The sequence below is a fragment of the Bartonella sp. AP280QHHD genome, from assembly GCF_042196125.1.
Classification (GTDB): Bacteria; Pseudomonadota; Alphaproteobacteria; order Rhizobiales; family Rhizobiaceae; genus Bartonella.
This window is the reverse complement of sequence record NZ_JBHIPQ010000050.1, coordinates 67,984-90,445: the sequence shown is the minus strand read 5'-3', so window position 1 is coordinate 90,445 and position 22,462 is coordinate 67,984. Positions and strand designations below refer to the sequence as shown.

General features: G+C 39.0%; 19 protein-coding genes. 16 read left to right on the top strand and 3 right to left on the bottom strand.

Translation table 11 applies throughout. The annotated features are described in order from the left end of the window. Nucleotides 1-90 precede the first annotated feature (90 nt). The 13 genes from ACFIMK_RS08465 to truB all read left to right on the top strand — a co-directional run bounded on the left by ACFIMK_RS08465 (nt 91) and on the right by truB (nt 14,159). The gene (locus tag ACFIMK_RS08465; protein WP_375639981.1) at nt 91-1,215 is read left to right on the top strand and encodes a PhoH family protein; all 1,125 of its coding nucleotides are present in this window, start codon (nt 91-93) and stop codon (nt 1,213-1,215) included. Next, the gene (gene ybeY, locus ACFIMK_RS08460; RefSeq protein ID WP_375611807.1) at nt 1,212-1,679 is read left to right on the top strand and encodes an rRNA maturation RNase YbeY; all 468 of its coding nucleotides are present in this window, start codon (nt 1,212-1,214) and stop codon (nt 1,677-1,679) included. The genes ACFIMK_RS08465 and ybeY overlap by 4 nt, the downstream gene beginning before the upstream one ends. A gap of 109 nt (nt 1,680-1,788) precedes the next feature. Further along, a complete protein-coding gene (locus ACFIMK_RS08455) occupies nt 1,789-2,814 on the top strand; it encodes a hemolysin family protein (protein WP_375682847.1) in 1,026 nt (341 codons plus the stop codon). Then, nucleotides 2,777-4,411 carry an apolipoprotein N-acyltransferase gene (gene lnt, locus ACFIMK_RS08450; protein WP_375682846.1) on the top strand — a complete coding sequence of 545 codons (1,635 nt, stop codon included), beginning with the start codon at nt 2,777-2,779 and terminating at the stop codon, nt 4,409-4,411. The genes ACFIMK_RS08455 and lnt overlap by 38 nt, the downstream gene beginning before the upstream one ends. A 148-nt stretch (nt 4,412-4,559) precedes the next feature. Further along, nucleotides 4,560-4,973 carry a helix-turn-helix domain-containing protein gene (locus tag ACFIMK_RS08445; protein WP_375611810.1) on the top strand — a complete coding sequence of 138 codons (414 nt, stop codon included), beginning with the start codon at nt 4,560-4,562 and terminating at the stop codon, nt 4,971-4,973. Nucleotides 4,974-5,103: 130 nt separating this feature from the next. Then, a complete protein-coding gene (gene metK, locus ACFIMK_RS08440; RefSeq protein WP_375613312.1) occupies nt 5,104-6,372 on the top strand; it encodes a methionine adenosyltransferase in 1,269 nt (422 codons plus the stop codon). After that, a complete protein-coding gene (locus ACFIMK_RS08435; protein WP_375682845.1) occupies nt 6,369-7,070 on the top strand; it encodes a tRNA (guanine(46)-N(7))-methyltransferase TrmB in 702 nt (233 codons plus the stop codon). The genes metK and ACFIMK_RS08435 overlap by 4 nt, the downstream gene beginning before the upstream one ends. 127 nt (nt 7,071-7,197) lie before the next feature. Next, nucleotides 7,198-7,848, top strand: coding sequence for a ribosome maturation factor RimP (gene rimP, locus ACFIMK_RS08430; RefSeq protein ID WP_375611870.1), 651 nt, complete (start codon nt 7,198-7,200; stop codon nt 7,846-7,848). A gap of 47 nt (nt 7,849-7,895) precedes the next feature. Then, a complete protein-coding gene (nusA, locus tag ACFIMK_RS08425) occupies nt 7,896-9,509 on the top strand; it encodes a transcription termination factor NusA (RefSeq protein ID WP_375650859.1) in 1,614 nt (537 codons plus the stop codon). After that, complete coding sequence (locus ACFIMK_RS08420; RefSeq protein ID WP_375627645.1) at nt 9,510-10,145, top strand: RNA-binding protein; 636 nt, start codon at nt 9,510-9,512, stop codon at nt 10,143-10,145. It begins immediately after the preceding gene. Beyond that, nucleotides 10,142-12,661: a translation initiation factor IF-2 gene (gene infB, locus ACFIMK_RS08415; RefSeq protein WP_375611815.1), complete on the top strand. Its 2,520-nt coding sequence runs from the start codon at nt 10,142-10,144 to the stop codon at nt 12,659-12,661. The genes ACFIMK_RS08420 and infB overlap by 4 nt, the downstream gene beginning before the upstream one ends. A gap of 123 nt (nt 12,662-12,784) precedes the next feature. Further along, nucleotides 12,785-13,192, top strand: coding sequence for a 30S ribosome-binding factor RbfA (rbfA, locus tag ACFIMK_RS08410; protein ID WP_375611816.1), 408 nt, complete (start codon nt 12,785-12,787; stop codon nt 13,190-13,192). A gap of 4 nt (nt 13,193-13,196) precedes the next feature. After that, a complete protein-coding gene (gene truB, locus ACFIMK_RS08405) occupies nt 13,197-14,159 on the top strand; it encodes a tRNA pseudouridine(55) synthase TruB (protein ID WP_375611817.1) in 963 nt (320 codons plus the stop codon). Nucleotides 14,160-14,621: 462 nt separating this feature from the next. On the opposite strand, the gene ACFIMK_RS08400 is transcribed toward truB, so the two are convergent. Beyond that, a complete protein-coding gene (locus ACFIMK_RS08400) occupies nt 14,622-16,250 on the bottom strand; it encodes an MFS transporter (RefSeq protein WP_375611818.1) in 1,629 nt (542 codons plus the stop codon). 314 nt (nt 16,251-16,564) lie between these two features. Between ACFIMK_RS08400 and rpsO the strand changes: the two genes are divergently transcribed. The 3 genes from rpsO (at nt 16,565) to ACFIMK_RS08385 (ending at nt 20,343) form a co-directional block, all read left to right on the top strand. Beyond that, nucleotides 16,565-16,834 carry a 30S ribosomal protein S15 gene (rpsO, locus tag ACFIMK_RS08395; protein WP_375611819.1) on the top strand — a complete coding sequence of 90 codons (270 nt, stop codon included), beginning with the start codon at nt 16,565-16,567 and terminating at the stop codon, nt 16,832-16,834. A gap of 248 nt (nt 16,835-17,082) precedes the next feature. After that, on the top strand, nt 17,083-19,275 hold the full coding sequence (pnp, locus tag ACFIMK_RS08390; RefSeq protein ID WP_375630006.1) for a polyribonucleotide nucleotidyltransferase: 2,193 nt from the start codon (nt 17,083-17,085) through the stop codon (nt 19,273-19,275). Nucleotides 19,276-19,347: 72 nt separating this feature from the next. Next, entirely contained in the window at nt 19,348-20,343 is a 996-nt protein-coding gene (locus tag ACFIMK_RS08385) for a class I SAM-dependent methyltransferase (RefSeq protein ID WP_375650867.1), read from the top strand. Between the two features lie 19 nt (nt 20,344-20,362). On the opposite strand, the gene hslU is transcribed toward ACFIMK_RS08385, so the two are convergent. Both hslU and hslV read right to left on the bottom strand, forming a co-directional pair. Next, a complete protein-coding gene (gene hslU / locus ACFIMK_RS08380; protein ID WP_375611822.1) occupies nt 20,363-21,673 on the bottom strand; it encodes an ATP-dependent protease ATPase subunit HslU in 1,311 nt (436 codons plus the stop codon). Continuing rightward, nucleotides 21,674-22,255 carry an ATP-dependent protease subunit HslV gene (gene hslV / locus ACFIMK_RS08375; protein ID WP_012754621.1) on the bottom strand — a complete coding sequence of 194 codons (582 nt, stop codon included), beginning with the start codon at nt 22,253-22,255 and terminating at the stop codon, nt 21,674-21,676. Between the last annotated feature and the right edge of the window lie 207 nt (nt 22,256-22,462).

The following is a 22,462-nucleotide window of genomic DNA, read 5'->3' as shown; positions in this document are numbered from 1 at the left end:
ACATCTAAAGCGTGCACTTTTTGTAAAAATTGTCTTTTATAAAGTTTACTTAACAAAATGTGCAATATTTATGTAAATATGGAGAATAGGCTGAAAGCTTCAACCGAAAAAATAAAGCGTATTAAAGAAAAAGTAAATACGTCCCTTGAAAAGGCTGATACCTTGAAACAAACAAGCGCTTCAGATGTGAGCCAAGTTGTTTTGATTTTCGAAAATAATAAATATGCAAAAGCAGTTTTTGGTAAATTTGACGAAAATCTCGCTTATATCGAAAAAAAACTCGAACTTAGTATTCATCCGCGTGGTAATGAAGTCTTAATCCGTGGAAATGTTTCTGTTATAAAACGTGCGCAATATGTATTGCAGCAGCTTTATGAACGTGCCAAAACACATCAAGAGCTCACTTTATCAGATATAAAAGGAGCGATTGCTATGGCAAATATACCAAAGAAGCAGAAAGAAGACACAATAACACACAAATCTGCAACGAAACGTATACCAGCTCGGTTGAGTACCCATAAAAAAATAATTCATGCAAGAACTCCAACACAAGACGCTTACATAAGTGCTATGGAGCATACTGAACTTGTGTTTGGTGTAGGACCAGCAGGAACAGGAAAAACATATCTTGCTGTTGCTCATGCTGCAATGCTTCTAGAACGTGGTATCATTGAGCGAATTATTCTCTCACGTCCAGCTGTTGAAGCTGGAGAACATCTTGGTTTTCTTCCCGGTGATCTCAAAGAAAAAGTCGACCCATATTTACGACCACTTTATGATGCTCTTTATGATATGATGCCCGCTGAAAAAATAGAACGCATTTTAGCCTCTGGTGTCATAGAAATTGCTCCTCTCGCCTTTATGCGCGGACGAACACTTGCCCATGCTGCTGTTATTCTTGATGAGGCACAAAATACTACGCCCATGCAAATGAAAATGTTCCTCACACGTCTTGGAGAAGGAACACGTATGATTGTTACCGGTGACGTAAGCCAAATTGATTTGCCTACAGGGCAAAAATCAGGTCTCATTGAAGCAATTCGCATTCTTTCAAATGTAGAAAATATTGCAATTGTGCATTTTGATGAAAAAGATGTTGTACGCCACCCACTTGTTGCTGCTATCGTTCGTGCTTATGATCGTGATTCCGAAATACAAAATAAAAAAAAATCATTCGCATGCGATGCATTAAAAAATGAATTTGATTCATCATGATTATTATTGATATAATGATTAAAAGCGCAGGGTGGAATGATGAGAAAATGCTTTATAATATCACTGAAAAAGCATTAATGGCAACTATGCATCATGTTTCATTGGCAAATGTTGTAAGCGAGATTAGCCTGCTTTTTACGGATGATGAACATATGGCACAAATCAATGCACAATGGCGCAACAAAAACAAATCTACTAATGTATTATCCTTTCCTGCTTTTCCACTTAAAGCTGGAAATCGACCTGGTCCCATACTCGGTGATATTATTATTGCCCGAGAAACTGTTGTTTTCGAAGCAGAGAAAGAAGGAAAAACATTTCAAGACCATTTAACACATATGATTGTTCATGGTATCTTGCATCTGCTTGGTTATGACCATGAAACTGATGATGAAGCATATAAAATGGAAAAGCTCGAAAGAGAAATTCTTCAAAAGCTTTCCATAAAAGATCCTTACGCATAATTGTCTATCAATGATAAAATTTAACTTTTAAAATCAATATTACCAGCATACCATTTAAAGCCTCTTATTTATCTATTATAAAAAAGAAAGTCTAGAAGATTTCAAAACCATGGCAAACAAAATAAATGCACAAAATAATAGTCAAGCATCTTCTAATAATGAAAAAGACCCCTCTCAGCAGACGAATCATACAGAGAAATATTCCCTGATGAATCATTTATTTTCATTCTTACGGGGTCGTAATTGTGCATCTACGTCACTGCGCGATGATCTTACCGTTGCACTCACGACTAACAATGAAAAAGATACCGCCCTCTTCTCACCTGAAGAACGTACTATGCTGCATAACATTTTACGCTTACGTGAAGCACGCGTGGATGATGTTATGATACCTCGTTCTGAAATCGAAGCATTAGAAATAAACACCTCTCTTGGAGAAACCCTTAAATGTTTTGCAAAAATTGGTCATTCTCGTATCCCCGTTTATGCTGAAACTTTAGATGATCCGCGCGGCATGATCCATATCCGCGATATTCTTAACTACATCACTCGCTTTATTATCAACCCAACAAAAACCGAACAAAAATCTGATTTGCTTCAATTAAACCATACAGACTTGCATACTCCAATCGGTGAATTGGATTTGATCCGAACAGTTCTCTTTGTTCCCAGTTCTATGCTTGCAAGCAAATTATTAACACGGATGCAAACTACACGAACTCAAATGGCTTTAGTTATTGATGAACATGGAGGAACAGATGGTCTCGTTTCAATGGAAGATATTGTTGAGTTAGTCGTTGGGGATATCGAAGATGAACATGATAATGTCGACAATGCTATCGTACGTGAACCAAATAATAAATGGCTCGTTGATGCAAAAACTGAACTAGAAGATGTGGAGAAAGCTCTTGGTCCTGATTTTATCGTAGGGGAATATGGTGATGAAGTTGATACTATTGGTGGTTTGATCGTCTCAATTCTTGATCGCATTCCTGCTAAAGGTGAAATTGTCGAAGCTGTACCTGGCTATAGATTTCGTATTTTAGAAGCTGATAAACGCCGGATTAAACGATTGCGCATTTTTCGCATTCCCAAAAATGAGAATCTTGAGAACAATGCCATCCCTAAAGAATAGTCCAGTATTTTTAAACAATTTCATCGTTTTTTTGTTCTCTGTTACAGGCTGGAAGCGCCAAGCATGGATATTTCTGTGTGGTGCTCTTACTTCTTTTGCACTTCCACCCTTTTATTTAACGCCTCTTTGCTTTTTAACTTTCCCTCTCTTTATTGTTTTACTTGACTCAATACGGGCCACCAAAAACAATAAAAAATATTTTTTTACTTACGCTTTAAGCTGTGGAACCTTTGGTTTTAGTTATTTTATTTGCGGCCTTTGGTGGCTATGCAATGCTTTGTTAACAGATCCAGATTCTTTTGGTTGGGCAGTCCCATTAGCCATTTTATTCCCTCCACTCTACCTTTCTCTTTATTGGTTTTTTTCTGGTTTTATTGTCGGTTTATTATGGACAAAAGGAATAGCACGCTTTTTTGTTTTAGCCTTTGCATTAGGATTATCCGAGTGGTTGCGTGCGTTTTTATTCACAGGATTTCCATGGAATTCTCTTGGCTATACAGCCATGCCAACCCCAATGTTCATGCAATCTGATGCAATCGTAGGACTTTACGGAATGAATATTCTTGCTGTCTTAGCCTACAGTTTGCCAACTGTTTTATTAACGGATGAAAAAAAGAAAGTGGCACTTTCTCTTTGCTTATCACTTATATTCATTCACTGTGGTTTTGGGTTTTATCGTCTCCATACTATAGAAAACACAACTGAAGATCAAAAAAGTGCTTATTGGGTGCGCATTGTTCAACCGTCCATCCAACAAAATATAAAATTGCGTGATAATACACGAGAATCTATGTTGGAAGCACATATGAAGCTAAGTGCAACGCCAACAACCGATCAAAATTCAGAACCCGATTTTATCGTATGGCCTGAAGCTTCCGTTCCTTACCTTCTCTATGATAATTCATCTATCACAATGCGCATTGCCTCTCTTTTAAAACCTAAACAATGGGCTATTGTTGGAGCAATACGCGCCAGCAATGATCTACCTCATTCCCAAACACAATATTTTAATACAATTGCAGTCATTAATGCTCAAGGTAATATTTTAAATACTTCCGATAAACTTCATTTGGTTCCTTTTGGTGAGTATCTTCCTTATCAGAATTTATTGAAAAAAATTGGATTGCGTACCCTTGCTGATAATATTGGTGGATATAGTGCTGCAAGTGTGCGCAAAATTGTTACAATGCCAAACGGATTTTCTTATCTACCCTTAATTTGTTATGAAGCAATATTTCCCCATGAAATGACTTTTAAAGGCTCCCCACCTCAAGCAATTATTAATATTACAAATGATGCATGGTTTGGTGTAACACCTGGACCCTATCAACATCTTCAACAAGCACAGCTTCGTGCCGTTGAACTGGGAATCCCCCTCATACGGGCCGCCAATAATGGCATATCAGCTGTTATTGATTCTTATGGACGAATCGTTGTAGCTCTTCGACAAAATGCTGTGGGCATTATTGATTCACAAGTTCCATCATCCATTACCCCTATAGGAAGCAATGAATACAGAACTTTCTCTACTTTTATCTTATTCATCCTTATGCTATTGTGTCGTATTGGTTTTGGTTTTACAAAACAGCTTAAATGATTCAAGTGCCCTTTGTACGGTATTGTGTTGTGTGTACCAGTGATATTGGGAAAAAATATTACATATTGTTTTAATTATATGATAAATCAACTGCGCATAAATATGATGTTGGTTTAGAAGAAAAATGCTGGAAATAAAGAGTTGCATTATGACCGAAACTAGAAAAAAACCTGACCCTATAGATATCTATGTTGGAACTCGTATCCGTTTACGTCGTAATATTTTAGGACTCACTCAAGAGAAACTAGGTGAAAAATTAGGAATTACTTTTCAGCAAATCCAAAAATATGAAAAAGGAACAAACCGTATTGGTGCCAGCCGTCTTCAAGCGATAGCGGAAATTATGGATGTTCCTGTTTCTTACTTTTTTGATAAAGGTATTACCTCCCAACAAGTAGAGGGTTTTGCTGAAAGTGAACACAATTTTATAGACTTTTGTTCTAGCAGCGAAGGGATTCAGCTCATGCGCGCTTTTACAAATATATCTGATGCTAAAGTGCGTCGAAAAATTATTGACTTGGCAAAAGCACTTTCTGAGGAAGATTTGACAAATAAGTTATAAATTAAAATTATATCTTTTCTCTTTTATTCATATACATTTGCATTGACTATTTGCTGTAGAATTAGCAAATGGTGACGACTTTAGTAAGCAATTGATTAAATCGTTGGTTTTCTTTTTTGAAGGAGTTCCTATGCCGCATCAAGATTATCTTTTTACGAGCGAATCGGTATCGGAAGGACATCCTGATAAAATTTGTGATCGTATTTCCGATGAAATCGTTGATATGATCTATAAAGAAGCTGAAAAGACTGGTACTGATCCATGGTTAGTACGCGTTGCCTGTGAAACTCTCGTCAGTGTCAACCGTGTTGTTATCGCTGGTGAAGTACGTGTTCCCGATACGCTATTAAAAAAAGATAAAAACAAAGAATTCATCTATGATGAAACTAGCTTTCCACTCATTAATCCTACACGTTTTCGTACAGCAGCGCGCCGTGCTATTCGTACCATTGGCTATGAACAAGCAGGCTTCCATTGGAAAACTGTTAAAATTGATGTTCTTTTGCGCCCACAATCAGCTGATATAGCAAGAGGGGTTGATAATGCTACGGATCGGCATGGTGAAGAAGGAGCGGGTGATCAAGGTATCATGTTTGGATATGCTTGCCGTGAAACACCTGATCTCATGCCTGCGCCAATTTATTATGCGCATAAAATTCTCAAACTTCTTGCCGCAGCTCGTCATAAAGGAGAGGGAGAAACTGGAAAATTAGGACCAGATGCTAAAAGCCAAATAACCATACGTTATAAAAATGGAAAACCGATAGAGGTCACATCCATTGTTCTTTCAACGCAGCACCTTGATGAAAGCTGGGATTCCAATAAAGTACGTACAGTGGTTGAACCTTACATTCGCCAAGCTTTACATGACATTCCCATTGCAGCTCAATGCAGTTGGTATATTAACCCAACAGGAAAATTTGTCATTGGAGGCCCTCAAAGCGATGCCGGATTAACGGGACGCAAAATTATTGTGGACACTTACGGAGGTGCAGCACCCCATGGAGGCGGTGCTTTTTCAGGAAAAGATACAACAAAAGTTGATCGTTCTGCTGCCTATGCGGCACGCTATCTGGCTAAGAATATTGTTGCTGCTCATTTAGCAGAGAGATGCACCATTCAACTCTCCTATGCAATTGGTATTGCACAACCTTTATCTATTTATCTTAATCTTCATGGAACAGGAAAAGTCGATGAAAAGGTTATTGAAGAAGCCATCCGCAAAATAATGGACCTTTCACCTACCGGCATTCGAAAACATCTTGACCTCAATAAACCTATTTATGCGAAAACAGCTGCCTATGGTCACTTTGGTCGTAAACCAAAACACGATGGTTCGTTTTCATGGGAAAAAACTGATCTCGTGAAAACGCTTCAAACAATGATCCAAATCCCATGATTAAACATAATATACGTAAGAGTGAAGCATTTTTTGGACGCCGACAAGGAAAACAACTTCGAAACAGTCAGCTTACACGTATACAAATGCTTCTCCCCAGTTTGAATATTGATTTAAATGTCCCTCCTCCCTTAAACCTTACATCCTTATTTTCAAGCAAAGTAAGAGAAATTCGACTTGAAATCGGTTTTGGTGGAGGTGAACATTTACTTCATGAAATGGCATATTTTCCAAAAACCGGTTTTATCGGCGTCGAGCCCTTTATCAATGGCATGGCAAAAATATTATCGTCTCTTGAACAGCATCAAAACCATCAAAATCGTCTTCGCCTCTATAATGATGATGCTACACGCCTTCTTGATTGGCTCCCTGATAACTCGCTTGATGGAATAGACCTCTTCTATCCTGATCCTTGGCCGAAAAAGAAACACTGGAAACGACGCTTCATCAACATAAAAAATCTTAACCGTTTTGCTCGTGTTCTTAAAATAGGAAAATTTTTTCGCTTTGCTAGCGATATAGACAGTTATGTAAACTGGACTTTGTATCATTGTGCACAACATGATCACTTTGAATGGAAAGCAGAAAGCCCTCAAGACTGGAAACTCCCTTATCCACTATGGAGCGGAACCCGCTATGAAGCAAAAGCTTTACGCGAAGGACGAACGCCTGCCTATCTTACCTTTATCAAGAAATAAATGATCAAGCACTTTTCTCATAAACAACTTGAAAAATTTTGAATTTAAGAGTATCAATAGTTAAATTCTTGGTCTTATGATGAAGAGTGGGCCGTTGGACCCGCTCTTTTTTAATATCATAAAACTGATGAAACCAACTTGGATAAAATGTATGAACGAAGCTGAAAAAATAAGCAATCTTGACGAACCGCGCCTGTTTGAAGAAGATGGTATCGAAGCACAGGTTGCTGCTCTTGTCATACCACTACTTAAACCTTTAGGTTTTCGTTTGGTTCGTGTAAAACTTCTTGGTCAAAATGGTTTAACACTTCAAATTATGGTTGAACGTGCCGATGGTTCTATGACCATAGAAGATTGTGAAACTGTTAGTCGAACTGTTTCTCCCCTCCTTGATGTACAAAATGTTATTGAACGCAAATATCATTTAGAAATCTCATCACCTGGAATTGATCGTCCATTGGTAAGAAAATCTGATTTTTTTCATTGGCAAGGGCATCTTGCAAAAATTGAAACCAAAATAACAATTGATGGGCGCCGAAAATTTCGTGGGACACTTACAAATATCACGCAAGATGGATTTATTTTAAACACTGATAAAGCTGCTTATGGAGAAGCCATGTATACCCCTATTTCCTTTTGTGATATCATAAATGCGCATTTAGTGCTTACCGATGAGCTTATTCGCGATGCATTGAAACAAAATAAAGATTTAAGTCAACAATTCATTGCCGAAGAGAACGCTAACGACTCTATACAGACGCTCAATTTCAAAAAATAATATCACTGGGAAATACCCATCGTGTGGCACAAAGAAGGAGAAAATTGATGGCTACAAGCGCTAACAGGCTTGAGATTCTGCAAATTGCAGATGCTGTTGCACGTGAAAAGTCAATCGACCGTGAAATTGTCATTTCTGCGATGGCTGATGCTATTCAAAAAGCAGCACGTTCTCGTTATGGTCAAGAAACCAATATTCGTGCTGAAATCAATTCTAAAACAGGTGAAATTAAATTACAGCGCCTGCTTAAAATCGTTGATGTCGTTGAAGACTATACAACGGAAATTACTTTGTCTGATGCTCTCAAACGTCAAGCAGAAGCAAAAATTGGTGATTTTTTTGCTGATCTTTTACCTCCTATGGATTTTGGACGTATCGCAGCACAATCTGCTAAACAGGTTATTGTACAAAAAGTACGCGATGCAGAGCGCGATCAGCAATATGAAGAATTCAAAAATAAAGTTGGTGAAATTATTTCTGGTACAGTTAAGCGTGTGGAATATGGTAACGTCATCGTTGATCTAGGGCGCGGTGAAGCTATTGTTCGCCGTGATGAATTAATTCCTCGTGAATCATTCCGCTATGGAGATCGCATTCGTGCTTTTGTCAATGATGTACACCGTGAAACGCGTGGTCCGCAAATTTTCCTTTCACGCACACATCCCCAATTTATGGTAAAACTTTTCACTATGGAAGTACCAGAAATTTATGATGGTATTATAGAAATCAAATCTGTTGCTCGTGATCCAGGTTCACGGGCTAAAATCGCCGTTGTTTCACGTGATGGTTCCATTGATCCTGTTGGAGCATGCGTTGGAATGCGAGGAAGTCGTGTACAAGCTGTTGTTGCTGAATTACAAGGCGAAAAAATTGATATTATTCCTTGGTCACCTGATGCGGCAACATTTGTCGTTAATGCACTGCAACCTGCTGAAGTTTCTAAAATCATCCTTGATGAAGATGCTGAACGGATTGAAGTTATTGTGCCAGATGATCAACTTAGCCTTGCTATTGGACGACGTGGGCAAAATGTTCGCTTGGCTTCGCAACTAACAGGATGGAACATTGATATTTTAACGGAAAAGGAAGAATCTGAAAATCGTCAAAAAGAATTTACTGAACGAAGTAAATTGTTTATGGAAGCCTTAGAGGTTGACGAAATGATCGGACAGGTTATGGCATCAGAGGGTTTTTCTTCTATTGAAGAAATCGCCTATATTGATCTTGAAGAAATCGCTTCTATTGATGGTTTTGACCATGATACCGCCGCTGAAATCCAAAGTCGTGCCCGCGAATATCTTGATCATCAAGAAAAAGAACTTGATGAAAAACGCAAAAAGCTTGGAGTTTCTGACGAATTGCGAACACTTCCTGGAATGACAAGTGCTATGTTGGTTGCTGTAGGTGAAGATGGTGTAAAAACAATAGAAGACTTTGCTGGCTATGCCGTTGATGATTTAGCTGGTTGGAGAGAACGTAAAGAAGGTCAAACACAGAATTTTTCTGGTATTTTAACCCCTTTTGACATTACACGCGCAGATGCAGAAGCTATGGTTTTAGCCGCACGTGTACAAGCAGGCTGGATAGACCAAGCTGATCTTGTTACAGAAAGTCCTGTAGAAGATGAAAAAACAGATGATTTGGATGTGGATACACTTTAAATGAACGAACGGACTTGCATTGTGACCCGAAAAAATGCTTCAGCACAAACGCTGATCCGTTTTGTTATTGGTCCCAATAACCAAATTGTTCCTGATCTTAAAGCGAATTTACCAGGGCGTGGCGTTTGGATTTCTGCCCATCACGCTGTTATTGAGAAAGCAATCAAACAGAAAGCTTTTCATAGAAATTTTAAAACAGATGTTGAGGTTGCACCAAATCTTGTGCATATTGTTGATACGCTTTTACTAAAAGCCGCTCTTTCAAGCCTTTCCATGGCACGAAAAGCGGGAGCAATTGTTATGGGAGCAACAAAGGTTGACGCTGCTATCCGCTCTGGTAAAGTTATTCTTGTACTTCATGCTAAAGAAACAACAGAAGATGGGAAACGAAAAATTGCACAGGCCATCCATTCAATACAACAACAAACAAATCGGACTATAAAAACCATATCTTTATTTACAAGTGATGAAATGCGAGTGGCTTTTGGCTCTAATCCTGTAATGCACGCAGCTTTATTGGACACAAAAGCTGCTGAAGGATTTCTCAAAACAACATGTAAATTGATCAGCTATCGTGACGACAAGCATAGTAAGTCTAGTGAGATGACGGCCCAAGCCGTGAAGGAAGTACAATGAGTGAAAATAACAACGACAAAACAACCGTCAAGAAGACACTAACTCTCAAGAGGTCTGTCTTGGAAACGAGTACGGTTAAACAAAATTTTAGTCATGGCCGTACGAAGGCTGTCGTTGTCGAAACCAAACGGCGTAAAATTACGCGACCTGATGAAAAAGCTGAAACCCTACAGCCCATTACAAAGCCGCATGTGGCCCCCCAGCGTTCTAAACCGCGTTTTGAGGGAAAAAAGCCTCAAGAATCTGTGACCAAAAGCAATCTTTCATCAACTGAAATGGAAGCGAGACTTCGCGCGTTAGAAGAAGCACATATCCAAGAAAAAATAACGCGAGAACAAGCCGAAGAAGAAGCAAGACGCGCTAAAGAGCGTGAAGAAATTTTACAGCAAGAAATTAAAGAAAAAGAAATACATCTCCAACAAGAAGAAGAAATATCGCCAGTACAGACTCCACCTGTTCCCCCTCTCATTGAACAGACAGATATTCCTATTGCCCCTAAACAGACAACCGTGGTTGAAAAACGCAAAATAGATGACAATAAAGAGGAAGAACGGCATAGTCGACGTGCTAATCCTGCTAAATCAGAAATACGTGTACCCAAAGTTGTCAAAGGAGCTGATGAGCGGAGACGCGGAAAGTTAACTCTGAATAGTGCACTGGATGAAGAAGGAAGCGCACGTGGGCGCTCAATGGCTGCAATGCGGCGTAGACAGGAAAAGTTTAAGCGTGCACAAAATCAAGAACCAAGAGAAAAAATTTCTCGCGAAGTTGTTCTTCCTGAAACGATTACTATTCAAGAGCTCGCACAACGTATGACTGAGCGTTCTGTTGATGTGATTAAATTCTTGATGAAACAAGGACAAATGATGAAACCTGGCGATGTTATTGATGCAGATGTTGCCGAACTCATCGCTGTTGAATTTGGCCATACTGTTAAACGTGTTTTAGAATCTGACGTAGAAGAAGGTATCTTTAATATAACAGATAATCCTCAAAACATGCAGCAGCGCGCCCCTGTTGTAACCATTATGGGCCATGTTGACCACGGAAAAACTTCGCTTTTGGATGCTATTCGTAAAGCAAATGTTGTTTCTGGCGAAGCAGGAGGTATTACGCAGCATATTGGTGCCTATCAAGTAGAACAAAATGGTCAAAAAATTACCTTTATTGATACACCAGGTCATGCTGCATTTACCGCTATGCGTGCACGCGGAGCTCGTGTTACTGATATTGCTGTTCTCGTTGTAGCCGCTGATGATAGTGTTATGCCTCAAACGATTGAATCAATCAATCATGCGAAAGCTGCTGGTGTACCTATCATTGTTGCTATCAACAAAATTGATAAACCAGCTGCGAATGCACAAAAAGTGCGTACAGAACTTCTACAACATGAAGTGTTTGTTGAAACTATGGGTGGAGAAACTTTGGACGTTGAAGTTTCTGCTAAAACTGGTCAAAATCTTGATAAACTTCTCGAAGCTATCCTTCTTCAAGCTGAAATGCTTGATCTGAAAGCAGATCCTCAACGAACTGCAGAGGGCGTTATCATTGAAGCCAAATTGGATCGCGGACGTGGGTCTGTTGCAACAGTTCTTGTTCAAAAAGGTACATTACACCCTTCTGATATTATCGTTGCTGGAAATGAATGGGGTCGTGTACGTGCTTTGATTGACGACCATGGCCGCCATGTCAAAGAGGCCGTTCCCTCTACACCAATTGAAATTTTAGGCATGCAAGGAACACCACAAGCCGGAGACCGTTTTGCTGTTGTCACACATGAAGCAAAAGCACGTGAAATTTCTGAATATCGGCAACGATTAGCACGTGATAAAGCTGTTGCGCGGCAAACTGGTTCGCGTGGTTCTCTTGAACAGATGATGACAAAATTGCAAACGACTGGTGTTAAGGAATTTTCTCTTATTATAAAAGGAGATGTGCAAGGATCAATTGAAGCAATCGCTTCAGCATTGGAAAAACTCGGAAATGACGAGGTTCGTGCGCGTATTGTACATTCTGGTGCTGGAGGAATTACCGAAAGTGATATTTCTCTTGCAGAAGCTTCTAACTCTGCTGTAATTGGCTTTAATGTTCGAGCCAATAAGCAGGCACGTGATTTTGCTAAAACACAAGGAATTGAAATTCGTTATTACAACATCATTTATGATCTTGTTGACGATATCAAGGCTGCTATGTCTGGATTACTCTCACCAGAACAGCGTGAAACTTTCCTTGGTAATGCTGAAATTCTAGAAGTCTTTAACATTACAAAAATTGGAAAAGTTGCAGGATGTCGTGTTACAGAAGGTAAAATAGAACGAGGAGCCGGTGTTCGCCTTATCCGCGATAATATCGTTATTCACGAAGGAAAGCTGAAAACACTCAAACGCTTTAAGGATGAAGTCAATGAAGTGCAAAGTGGTCAAGAATGTGGAATAGCCTTTGAAAATTATGAAGACATGCGCGCAGGAGACATCATTGAGACCTTCCGTATCGAACATATTAACCGCACATTATAAAATAATCCAATAACTTTCCTCATTTCACGACAGAGTTAAAGTGATTGGATTTTATAAACAATGTCTCTTTTTTCCTTATCTTGATGATTAAAAAAGAGATCTTGTAGCAGGGATAAAACTTTGATGAAAAATGCAGGGCCATCACAACGGCAACTTAGAGTAGCAGAGCAAGTACGTCATGCAATAGCGCATATATTACAGCGTGATATTTTGCTTGATGATGTCTTGAAAGATATTGTTATTTCTGTCTCTGAAGTACGCATGTCACCAGATTTAAAAATTGCTACTTGCTTTGTATCACCTCTCAGTACTCTTAAAAATGCTTCTCATACCGATGTTGTTGATACCCTCAATAAACATAGTCGTTTTCTCCGTGGAGAAATCAGTCATGCGTTGCGACAAATGAAATATATGCCAGAACTGCGTTTCCGACTTGATAATAGCTTTGATAATTTTTCAAAAATTGATGCCCTCCTTCGCTCGCCTGAGGTTGCACGCGATCTTCACCATAGTGATACAGATGAGGATTAAAGATATGGCGCGGCAACACAAGAAAAAAGGGCGTCCTGTTTCTGGCTGGGTCATATTTGATAAACCAAAAGGAATGAAATCAACAGAAGCTGTCTCACAAATCAAATGGCTCTTCCATGCTCAAAAGGCAGGACATGCGGGTACACTTGATCCTCTTGCTTCTGGTCTCCTTCCCATTGCATTGGGCGAAGCAACCAAAACCGTCCCTTACGTGATGCAAGGCAAAAAAACTTACCGTTTTCATATTGCTTGGGGGCAAGAGCGCTCAACAGATGATTTAGAAGGAGAAATAACGAAAACTTCTCTCATACGTCCAACACAAGAAGAAATACTTGCTCTTCTTCCTCAATATACAGGTGTTATTTTGCAAACACCTCCACAATTTTCAGCAATCAAAATTGCTGGAAATCGTGCCTATGATTTAGCGCGTGAAGGGGAAGTTGTTGACATTCCGCCCCGTGAAGTGGAAATAGAAACTTTCAAGTTATTAGAAATGCCTACCAAAGAGCATTCTATCTTTGAAATAACCTGCGGAAAAGGAACTTATGTGCGCTCTTTAGCACGCGATATGGGACGTGATCTCGGTTGCTATGGGCATATTGCTGATTTAAGACGTATTGCCGTCGCACCTTTTGATGAAGAAGATCTCATTACATGGGAGGAACTAAAAGCGGCCATTCCGCCAAATAAAAACACTACAGATGAGAATAATCGTTCTTTTGAAAAAAACTTCTCAACACTCGATGGGCTCTTAATTGACACAAGCGCCGCATTGGATTGCCTCCCTCACTATATCCTTAATGAAACTCAAGCACAGAGAATTATAAGAGGCCATTCTATCCTCTTGAATCATCACAAAGCACCTCTTGATGAAGAGGAAATTTGTGTCCTCTATAAGGAACAACTTCTTGCTATAGGCACTCTCGACAAAGGTCTATTTAAACCAAAGCGGATTTTCACAATTTAATCGATTCTTTTCCCAACCACCTTTTGCGGAAAGATATTTTTCTCTATCAATTAAGAAAAATATGGTGCTTTTCATTGTCTATATTTACCGTATTCATATCAAAATTTAAGTCAGTGCTATAAGCTAACACCACCACACACTTTTTCCTCTTAATGTCGCAATAATCCTTGCATTTAAAGGATTCATAAAAGGCTTTTTATTTCTTTTTCAATCGTTTTTTACTCATACTTTAGTCCTCGTTTATAATGTACAAGCAAAGATATGGACTGATTTACTCTAAATAGATTTGAAACGAGAAAAGCTTAAGATTTTCAGAATCTATCACTCAACATGAAAAATGAAAAATAACCATTATAAATCAATTCATTAAATATTGAAACAGCAATTTTTTTATGATTACGCTAACAAATTGATCGAAATAATATTAACATAATTTAATATTTTACAAAAACTGTTTTAACCCTAAGGGAGATGATCAGAGGAAACTTTTAAAAGCATCTCATTGGCTTGAGGTATTGTTTGGCGTTCAATCATACGGTGCACTCTTATACCGTTAGGAGCACAATTTAAATGACGCAGACGCTTATTGACTTCTGCATCCGCTTTTGTGCGACGATGATTATGGCGTAAATAATCTACCCATGTTGGCATATGATAAGCCTCTGTCCAATATTCAGGTCTTTCAAGATCTCGTAAAAGAACCCACTGACGCGCACCATCACGTAATCGAATATGGCGTCGACGCGTCATCACTTTGAGAAACTCTTCAAGATCATTTTCATGAATTTTATAATCGATCATTATCATAATCGGGCCACTTCTTGCTTTGAGGTCGAGTAATAATTCCGGCTCTCTAAAATGATCAAGAGGATTTAAATCTATCTGAGGAATTTCTTGAATTCTAAATTTTACCCCTGCAAGAGCACCAAAAATCAAGAATAAAGAACAAACGCTCAAAGCAATTGTTGGAGAATAACCATCAGCTAAACCTCCCCAGATTGCACTTCCAATAGCCATCCCCCCGGCAGATGCCGTTTGATAAAGAGCTAAAGAACGTGCAACAACCCAGCGTGGTGTAGAGAGTTGTACAGATGTATTAAACAACGATAAGGCCAAAACCCAACATAACCCTGCAGGAAATAAAGCAATATGGCTTATAATCAGTGAACGACTGATTCCCAATAAAAAGCAAGAAAAGGCGAAACCAATAAATGCACTTGCAATAATTGTTTCTGAACGAAAATGATGCCGTACAACTGCATTAATAATACCTGCTGTCATGGCTCCTAACCCAAAACAACCGAGCAATGTACCATAAAGAAGGGCACTTCCTCCAAGAACTTTATGCGCAACAATTGGCAAAAGTGCTAAAATAGAAGTTGCTCCTATACCAAAAAGGAACGCTCGAACCATAATACTTAAGAGATTAGGTGACATCGCAACATAACGCAAACCATCTGAGACAGCTCCTAACAGCCTTTCTCGTGGCAATGAGTTGTTTTCATAATTCGACTTCCAGAAAAACAACGCACCAATAAGAGGAATATAGCTTATAGCATTAAACAAAAAAGCAGCCGATGCCCCTAAAGTTGCAATGATGGCACCACCAATCGCAGGACCAACACTCCGCATCAAATTAAAGCCGACACTATTCAAACTAACAGCAGCAGGAATATTTTCCCTGCTCACAATATCTCCTATCGTTGCTTGCCAAGAAGGATTATAAAAAGCTGTGCCACATCCAATCAAAAACGTAAAACATAACAAAAGCCAAGGTGTTAGAAATCCCATATAGGCTAAAACAGATAAACTCATCGATATGACCATCATCATAATCTGTACACACAACATAATTTGACGCCGATTAAAATTATCAGCTAATGCCCCTGCCATCAAAGAAAACATAACAAGTGGTAATGTTGTGGCACTTTGAACTAGCCCAACCATGGAATGCGAAGAACTAATCAACGCCATTAACCACCCTGCTCCAACAGCTTGTATCAGCCCCCCTAAATTAGAAATAAGAGTAGATGACCATAAATTTCGAAATACCGAATTACGAAAAAGTTTTAATGTTGAAATGCTCTGCATCTTTTCCCTCCAACGCTATTTATCACTTTTGTTACCACTCACACACACTCATAATCTTTGTATCAAAAGGATGCATAATTGTTTAAAACACTTCTCATAAAACTCTATTTAAATCAATATTTCAAAACAAAAGCTTTTATTTAAAGAAAGACTTCAAAATGCTGTCAAGGACTAGTATTTTAACCTTCTTTCCTATATAAGAACGAAAATAGGTAAGAGTCTTCGACTTTTCCTGTTTTCTCACAGACCCTTGCTGAACGACATCTCGGCTATGGGTGGCTTTATGTTTCTTCGTTTTTGGAAAGGATAATACGATGTCGATTACAGCTGAACGTAAAAAAGCTCTTGTCGCAGAATACGCAAACAAAGTTGGTGATACAGGATCACCAGAAGTGCAAATTGCTGTACTTTCTGAACGTATTTCTAATTTAACAAACCACTTTAAATCTCACAAAAAAGATAATCATTCTCGTCGTGGTCTTTTGAAGATGGTATCTCAACGTCGGCGTCTTCTTGATTATCTTAAAGGAGTTGACCAAAATCGTTATCAGACACTTATAAAGAAGTTAGGTTTGCGTCGCTAAAAGAAAAATGGAAGTGGTATTAAAAAAACACCCATTTTTTCAACGTGTTGCTTTTAATTAAAAATTTTAAAAACTGATAAGTTATTATGGGATAGAACTGCTCATCGTTTCGCATTTAAGCAGTTTACTTCTCTTTTCTTGCAACAAAGATAAAAAGTATGTTGTCCACCCCAGATCTTGGAAGTATGCTACGCAAAACCAGAATGTGAGCAATCAAAGATTTAAACACTGGTCATTAAGGATAAAAAATGTTCAAAACGCACAAGATAGAAATTGAATGGGCCGGGCGTCCGCTCACCCTTGAAACAGGGAAAATAGCGCGTCAAGCTGATGGTGCAGTGATTGCTACCTATGGAGAAACGATTGTCTTAGCTACCGTTGTATCGGCCAAAATCCCAAAACCAGACCAGGACTTTTTTCCACTCACCGTTAATTATCAAGAAAAATCCTATGCTGTTGGTCGAATACCTGGGGGCTATTTAAAACGTGAAAGTCGACCAAGTGAAAATGAAACTTTGGTTTCACGTTTGATTGATCGCCCAATTCGTCCCCTTTTCGTTGAGGGATATAAAAATGATACACAAGTTATTGTTTCCGTTATACAGCATGATCTCGAAAACAATCCCGATATCCTTGCGATGATTGCATCTTCTGCGGCATTGACCCTGTCAGGTGTTCCTTTCATGGGGCCTATAGCCGGTGCCCGCGTTGGCTATTGTAATGGACAATATATTCTTAATCCTCATATCGATGAAATGCCTGAATCAAAACTTGATCTTGTTGTTGCTGGAACAGAAAGTGCTGTTTTGATGGTTGAATCAGAAGCACAAGAATTACCGGAAGATATCATGTTGGGGGCCGTAATGTTTGGTCACAAAGGCCTTCAACCTGTCCTTGATGCCATTATAAAGCTTGCTGAAGTTGCTGCAAAAGATCCTCGTGATTTTGTTCCTGAAGATCTTTCTGAGCTTGAAAAAGCGATGCAGAAAATGGCAGAACAGGATATACGAAAGGCTTACACAATTACTGATAAGCAAGAACGTTATGCTGCAATTGATGCACTAAAGACAGAAATCCTCAATAAATTTATGCCAGAACCAGAAAAAGACTGTCAATTTAGTGCAGATCAAATTGCAACCGTATTTAAACAGTTGCAAGCAAAAATTGTTCGCGGAAACATTCTTGATACCCAAAAGCGGATTGATGGACGCAATCTTTCTACCGTACGCCCTATCCAATCAGAAGTAAGTATTTTACCCCGCACACATGGATCAGCACTCTTTACCCGCGGAGAAACACAAGCGATTGTCGTTGCAACATTGGGAACTGGTGAAGATGAACAATATGTTGATTCTTTGACAGGAATGTATAAGGAAACATTCCTTCTCCATTACAATTTTCCACCATTTTCAGTGGGTGAAACGGGACGCCTTGGTTCTCCAGGTCGTCGTGAAATTGGACATGGCAAATTGGCATGGCGGGCAATTCACCCCATGTTACCAACGAAAGAATCTTTTCCTTATACCATTCGTGCTGTCTCAGAAATCACTGAATCCAATGGCTCTTCTTCTATGGCAACGGTTTGTGGAACCTCACTTGCTCTTATGGATGCTGGTGTTCCTCTAGCACGCCCTGTTGCTGGTATTGCTATGGGCTTGATTAAAGAAGGAGAACGCTTTGCTGTTCTTTCTGATATTTTAGGGGATGAAGATCATCTTGGAGATATGGATTTTAAAGTCGCAGGAACAGAAAATGGTATTACTGCCTTGCAAATGGATATCAAAATTGATGGTATTACCGAAGAGATTATGAAAATCGCGCTTGAACAAGCCAAAGGTGGACGAATCCATATCCTTAATGAGATGGCGAAAGCTTTAACCAGTGCACGTGCTGAGCTGAGTGAATTTTCTCCACGAATCGAAGTTATGAATATTTCTGTCGATAAAATCCGTGATGTTATCGGCTCTGGTGGTAAAGTTATTCGGGAAATCGTGGAACAAACTGGAGCAAAAATTAATATTGAAGATGATGGTACCATTAAAATTGCTTCTGCTGATGCTAAAACCATTGAAGCAGCAAAACGTTGGATCCATTCTATTGTCGATGAGCCTGAAGTTGGTGCTATCTACCAAGGAACAGTTGTAAAAACTGCAGAATTTGGTGCATTTATAAACTTCTTTGGTTCTCGTGATGGACTCGTTCATATCTCTCAGCTTGCATCAGAACGCGTCACCAAAACAACAGATATTGTAAAAGAAGGTGACAAAGTTTGGGTTAAATTAATGGGCTTTGATGAGCGTGGAAAAGTTCGGTTATCAATGAAGGTCGTTGATCAAACAACCGGAAAGGAAATCACCGGTGATAAAGCGATGAATGAAGAAAAGTGCGTGGATGAAAAAAAACAACCTGAAAATAAGCGCCGCCGTAAGAAAGAAGAGTAAGTTTTTCCTCTTATCGTATCATGAAATGCCATCCCAACATTGGAGTGGCATTTTTCTTTGAAAGAGTCATATGTGTTATTATTTTTGCCTTTTGAAAATCATGAACTCCCGTATCCTGATCCAAACCAGTGTTGGCTAAGTTTTGGTTTAACAGAAATCCCAGCTCCAGAATGGGCACAAAATTTAAAAGTTATTACGCCTTGGCGACCAGATTTTTTAAAATTTGTCGATACTCAATTTCACTGCTCTCCTCAAATAGATAAAACTTTCAGCTATGATGGTGCATTTTTACATTTGAGCAAATATCGTGGTTTGAACCAAAATTGTTTTCTTGATTTATTAGAATGCGTTAAACCCAATAGATGGATTGTAATTAGTGGGGATAAAACTGCTGGTGCTGCTTCAATGATGAAATGGGTCAAAACAATTGTTCCCATCACCAATAAATTGTCTAAAAATCATGGTCTTGTATTTTGGTTGCAAGTTCCTCAACAAATTGAGAGACATAACATTGCGCAATTGCGCTCACCACCGCTCACTTTTGGTAAATTTCAAACCACTTCTGGTATGTTCTCACACGGTCGTATTGATCCAGGATCTGCTGCGCTTGCTTCTTATATGCTCAAAGTTATTTCTGGAAAAACAGCTGATTTTGGTGCTGGATGGGGTTATCTTTCTCACGTTGCGCTTGAAAGAAGTGAAAAACTCACTGCTCTCGACCTTTATGAAGCAGACTACAATGCTTTGAGAGCAGCAAAACAGCACCTTAAATCCATAACAACTCCTTTTCCAATTCATTTTTATTGGCATGACCTTGTACATGAACCTGTCACAAATCTATATGACACAATCATTTCAAATCCACCGTTTCACACACAACAAACAACAGATGTTTCATTAGGAAAAAATTTTATTATAAATGCTGCAAAGTGCTTAAAGCCAAGCGGCAGTCTGCTTTTTGTTGCAAACCGCCACCTGCCTTATGAAACATTATTAAAAAATATTTTCCGCACAGTGTTGATACATGAACAAGCCCATGGTTTCAAAATTATCGAAGCACGCAGATAAACAGAACAAGCAATAACTTTCAAAGAATAAAACGTGAAAGATCGATATCAGCAGCAAGCTCGCCAATCGATTTTCTCACATAAGCAGCATCAATTTTAAACGATGTTCCAGCTTTATCAGGTGCAGTGAAAGAAATCTCATCCAAAACGCGCTCCATCACTGTTTGCAAACGACGTGCCCCTATATTTTCAATCCTTGCATTTAAATCTACAGCAATATCTGCTAAAGCATCAATTGCATCATCGGTAATTTCCAAATGAACCTCTTCTGTTGCCATAAGAGCAATATATTGTTTAATCAAACTAGCTTCTGGTTCCGTTAGAATGCGCCGTAAATCTTCCCTTGTTAAAGGGTTCAGCTCCACACGGATGGGCAAACGTCCTTGAAGTTCCGGTAATAAATCAGATGGCTTGGAAACATGAAATGCACCTGAGGCAATAAAAAGAATATGATCTGTTTTGATTTGCCCATATTTTGTAGCAATTGTTGTTCCTTCAACCAAAGGCAAAAGATCCCGTTGAACGCCCTCACGCGAAACCGCAACACTTGCTCCACCATCCCTGGTTGCAATTTTATCAATCTCGTCGATAAAAACAATACCGTCATTTTCAGCAACACGAAGCGCCTCTTGAATAATTTGCTCCTGATCAAGGAGTTTTTCAGATTCATCATCAATGAGCGGTTTAAAAGAATCCTTTACTGTCGTCTTACGGACTTTTGTACGACTGCCCATTTTTCCCAAAATATCTGATAAATTCATAATACCCATTTGTGCCCCAGGCATACCAGGAATATCAAAGGTTGAAGCACTATTGCTATTATTATCGGCGACTTCAATTTCAATCTCTTTCTCATCCAATTCACCTTCACGCAATTTTTTACGAAAACTATCACGGGTAGCAGGACTTGCTGTTTTACCAACAAGGGCGTCTAAAACCCGCTCTTCAGCATTCACGTGAGCCTTTTCTTTTATTTCATCCCGTTTCTTTTCACGCACAAGAGAAATGGCAATTTCAACAAGATCTCGAATAATTTGCTCAACATCACGTCCCACATAACCAACTTCAGTAAATTTCGTCGCTTCTACTTTCACAAAAGGTGCTCCAGAAAGTTTTGCTAATCGACGTGCGATTCCTGTTTTACCAACACCTGTTGGCCCTATCATTAAAATATTTTTTGGCATAACTTCTTCACGCATCGGCTCATCAAGCTGTTGCCTACGCCACCGATTGCGCAATGCAATAGCTACAGAGCGTTTGGCATCATTTTGGCCAATAATAAAACGATCAAGTTCAGAAACAGTCTCACGAGGGGAAAATACAACACACATTTAAATAGCTTTCTCTAAAGAAGATAATTCTGCATCCAATGTTTCAATCGTAAAATGATCATTGGTGTAAACACAAATTTTAGCGGCAATAGCCATAGCTTTACGAGCAATAGTTTCTGCATCCAAATCCAAATCCATGAGTGCACGCGCTGCTGAAAGAGCAAAATTTCCTCCAGAGCCAATTGCCATAACCCCATCTTCTGGCTCTAAGACATCACCAAGCCCTGTTAGAGCCAAAGTTACTTTCTTATCAGCCACGAGCATCATTGCTTCGAGACGACGCAAATAGCGATCTGTTCTCCAATCTTTTGCAAGTTCCACACAAGCACGCATAAGCTGATCAGGATATTGTTCAAGCTTTGTTTCCAATCTCTCCAGTAATGTAAAAGCATCTGCCGTAGCACCTGCAAAACCAGCAATAACCACTCCGTTCTTTCCAAGACGACGCACTTTACGTGCATTGCCTTTCATAATTGTCTGTCCAAGAGAGACCTGACCATCACCGGCCATCACGACTTTTCCACCTTTTCGTACCGTAATAATTGTTGTACCATACATTATGTCTGGCTTATGTTCTGTCATAAGGAAACTCCTTAATATTAACTTTACTTTTTAATATTGATTTCTTTTCATACAATGTAAAACTCAATTACTATTGTCCTATTTAAGAACATATACAGCAAAACACAATGATTCAGCATAACTCAATTTGTTGAAAATGGAAAAATGATATCATTGTTGTCAATGTAAATTACTGCTAAATAGCTTTATATAAACAGTTTGTGCTTT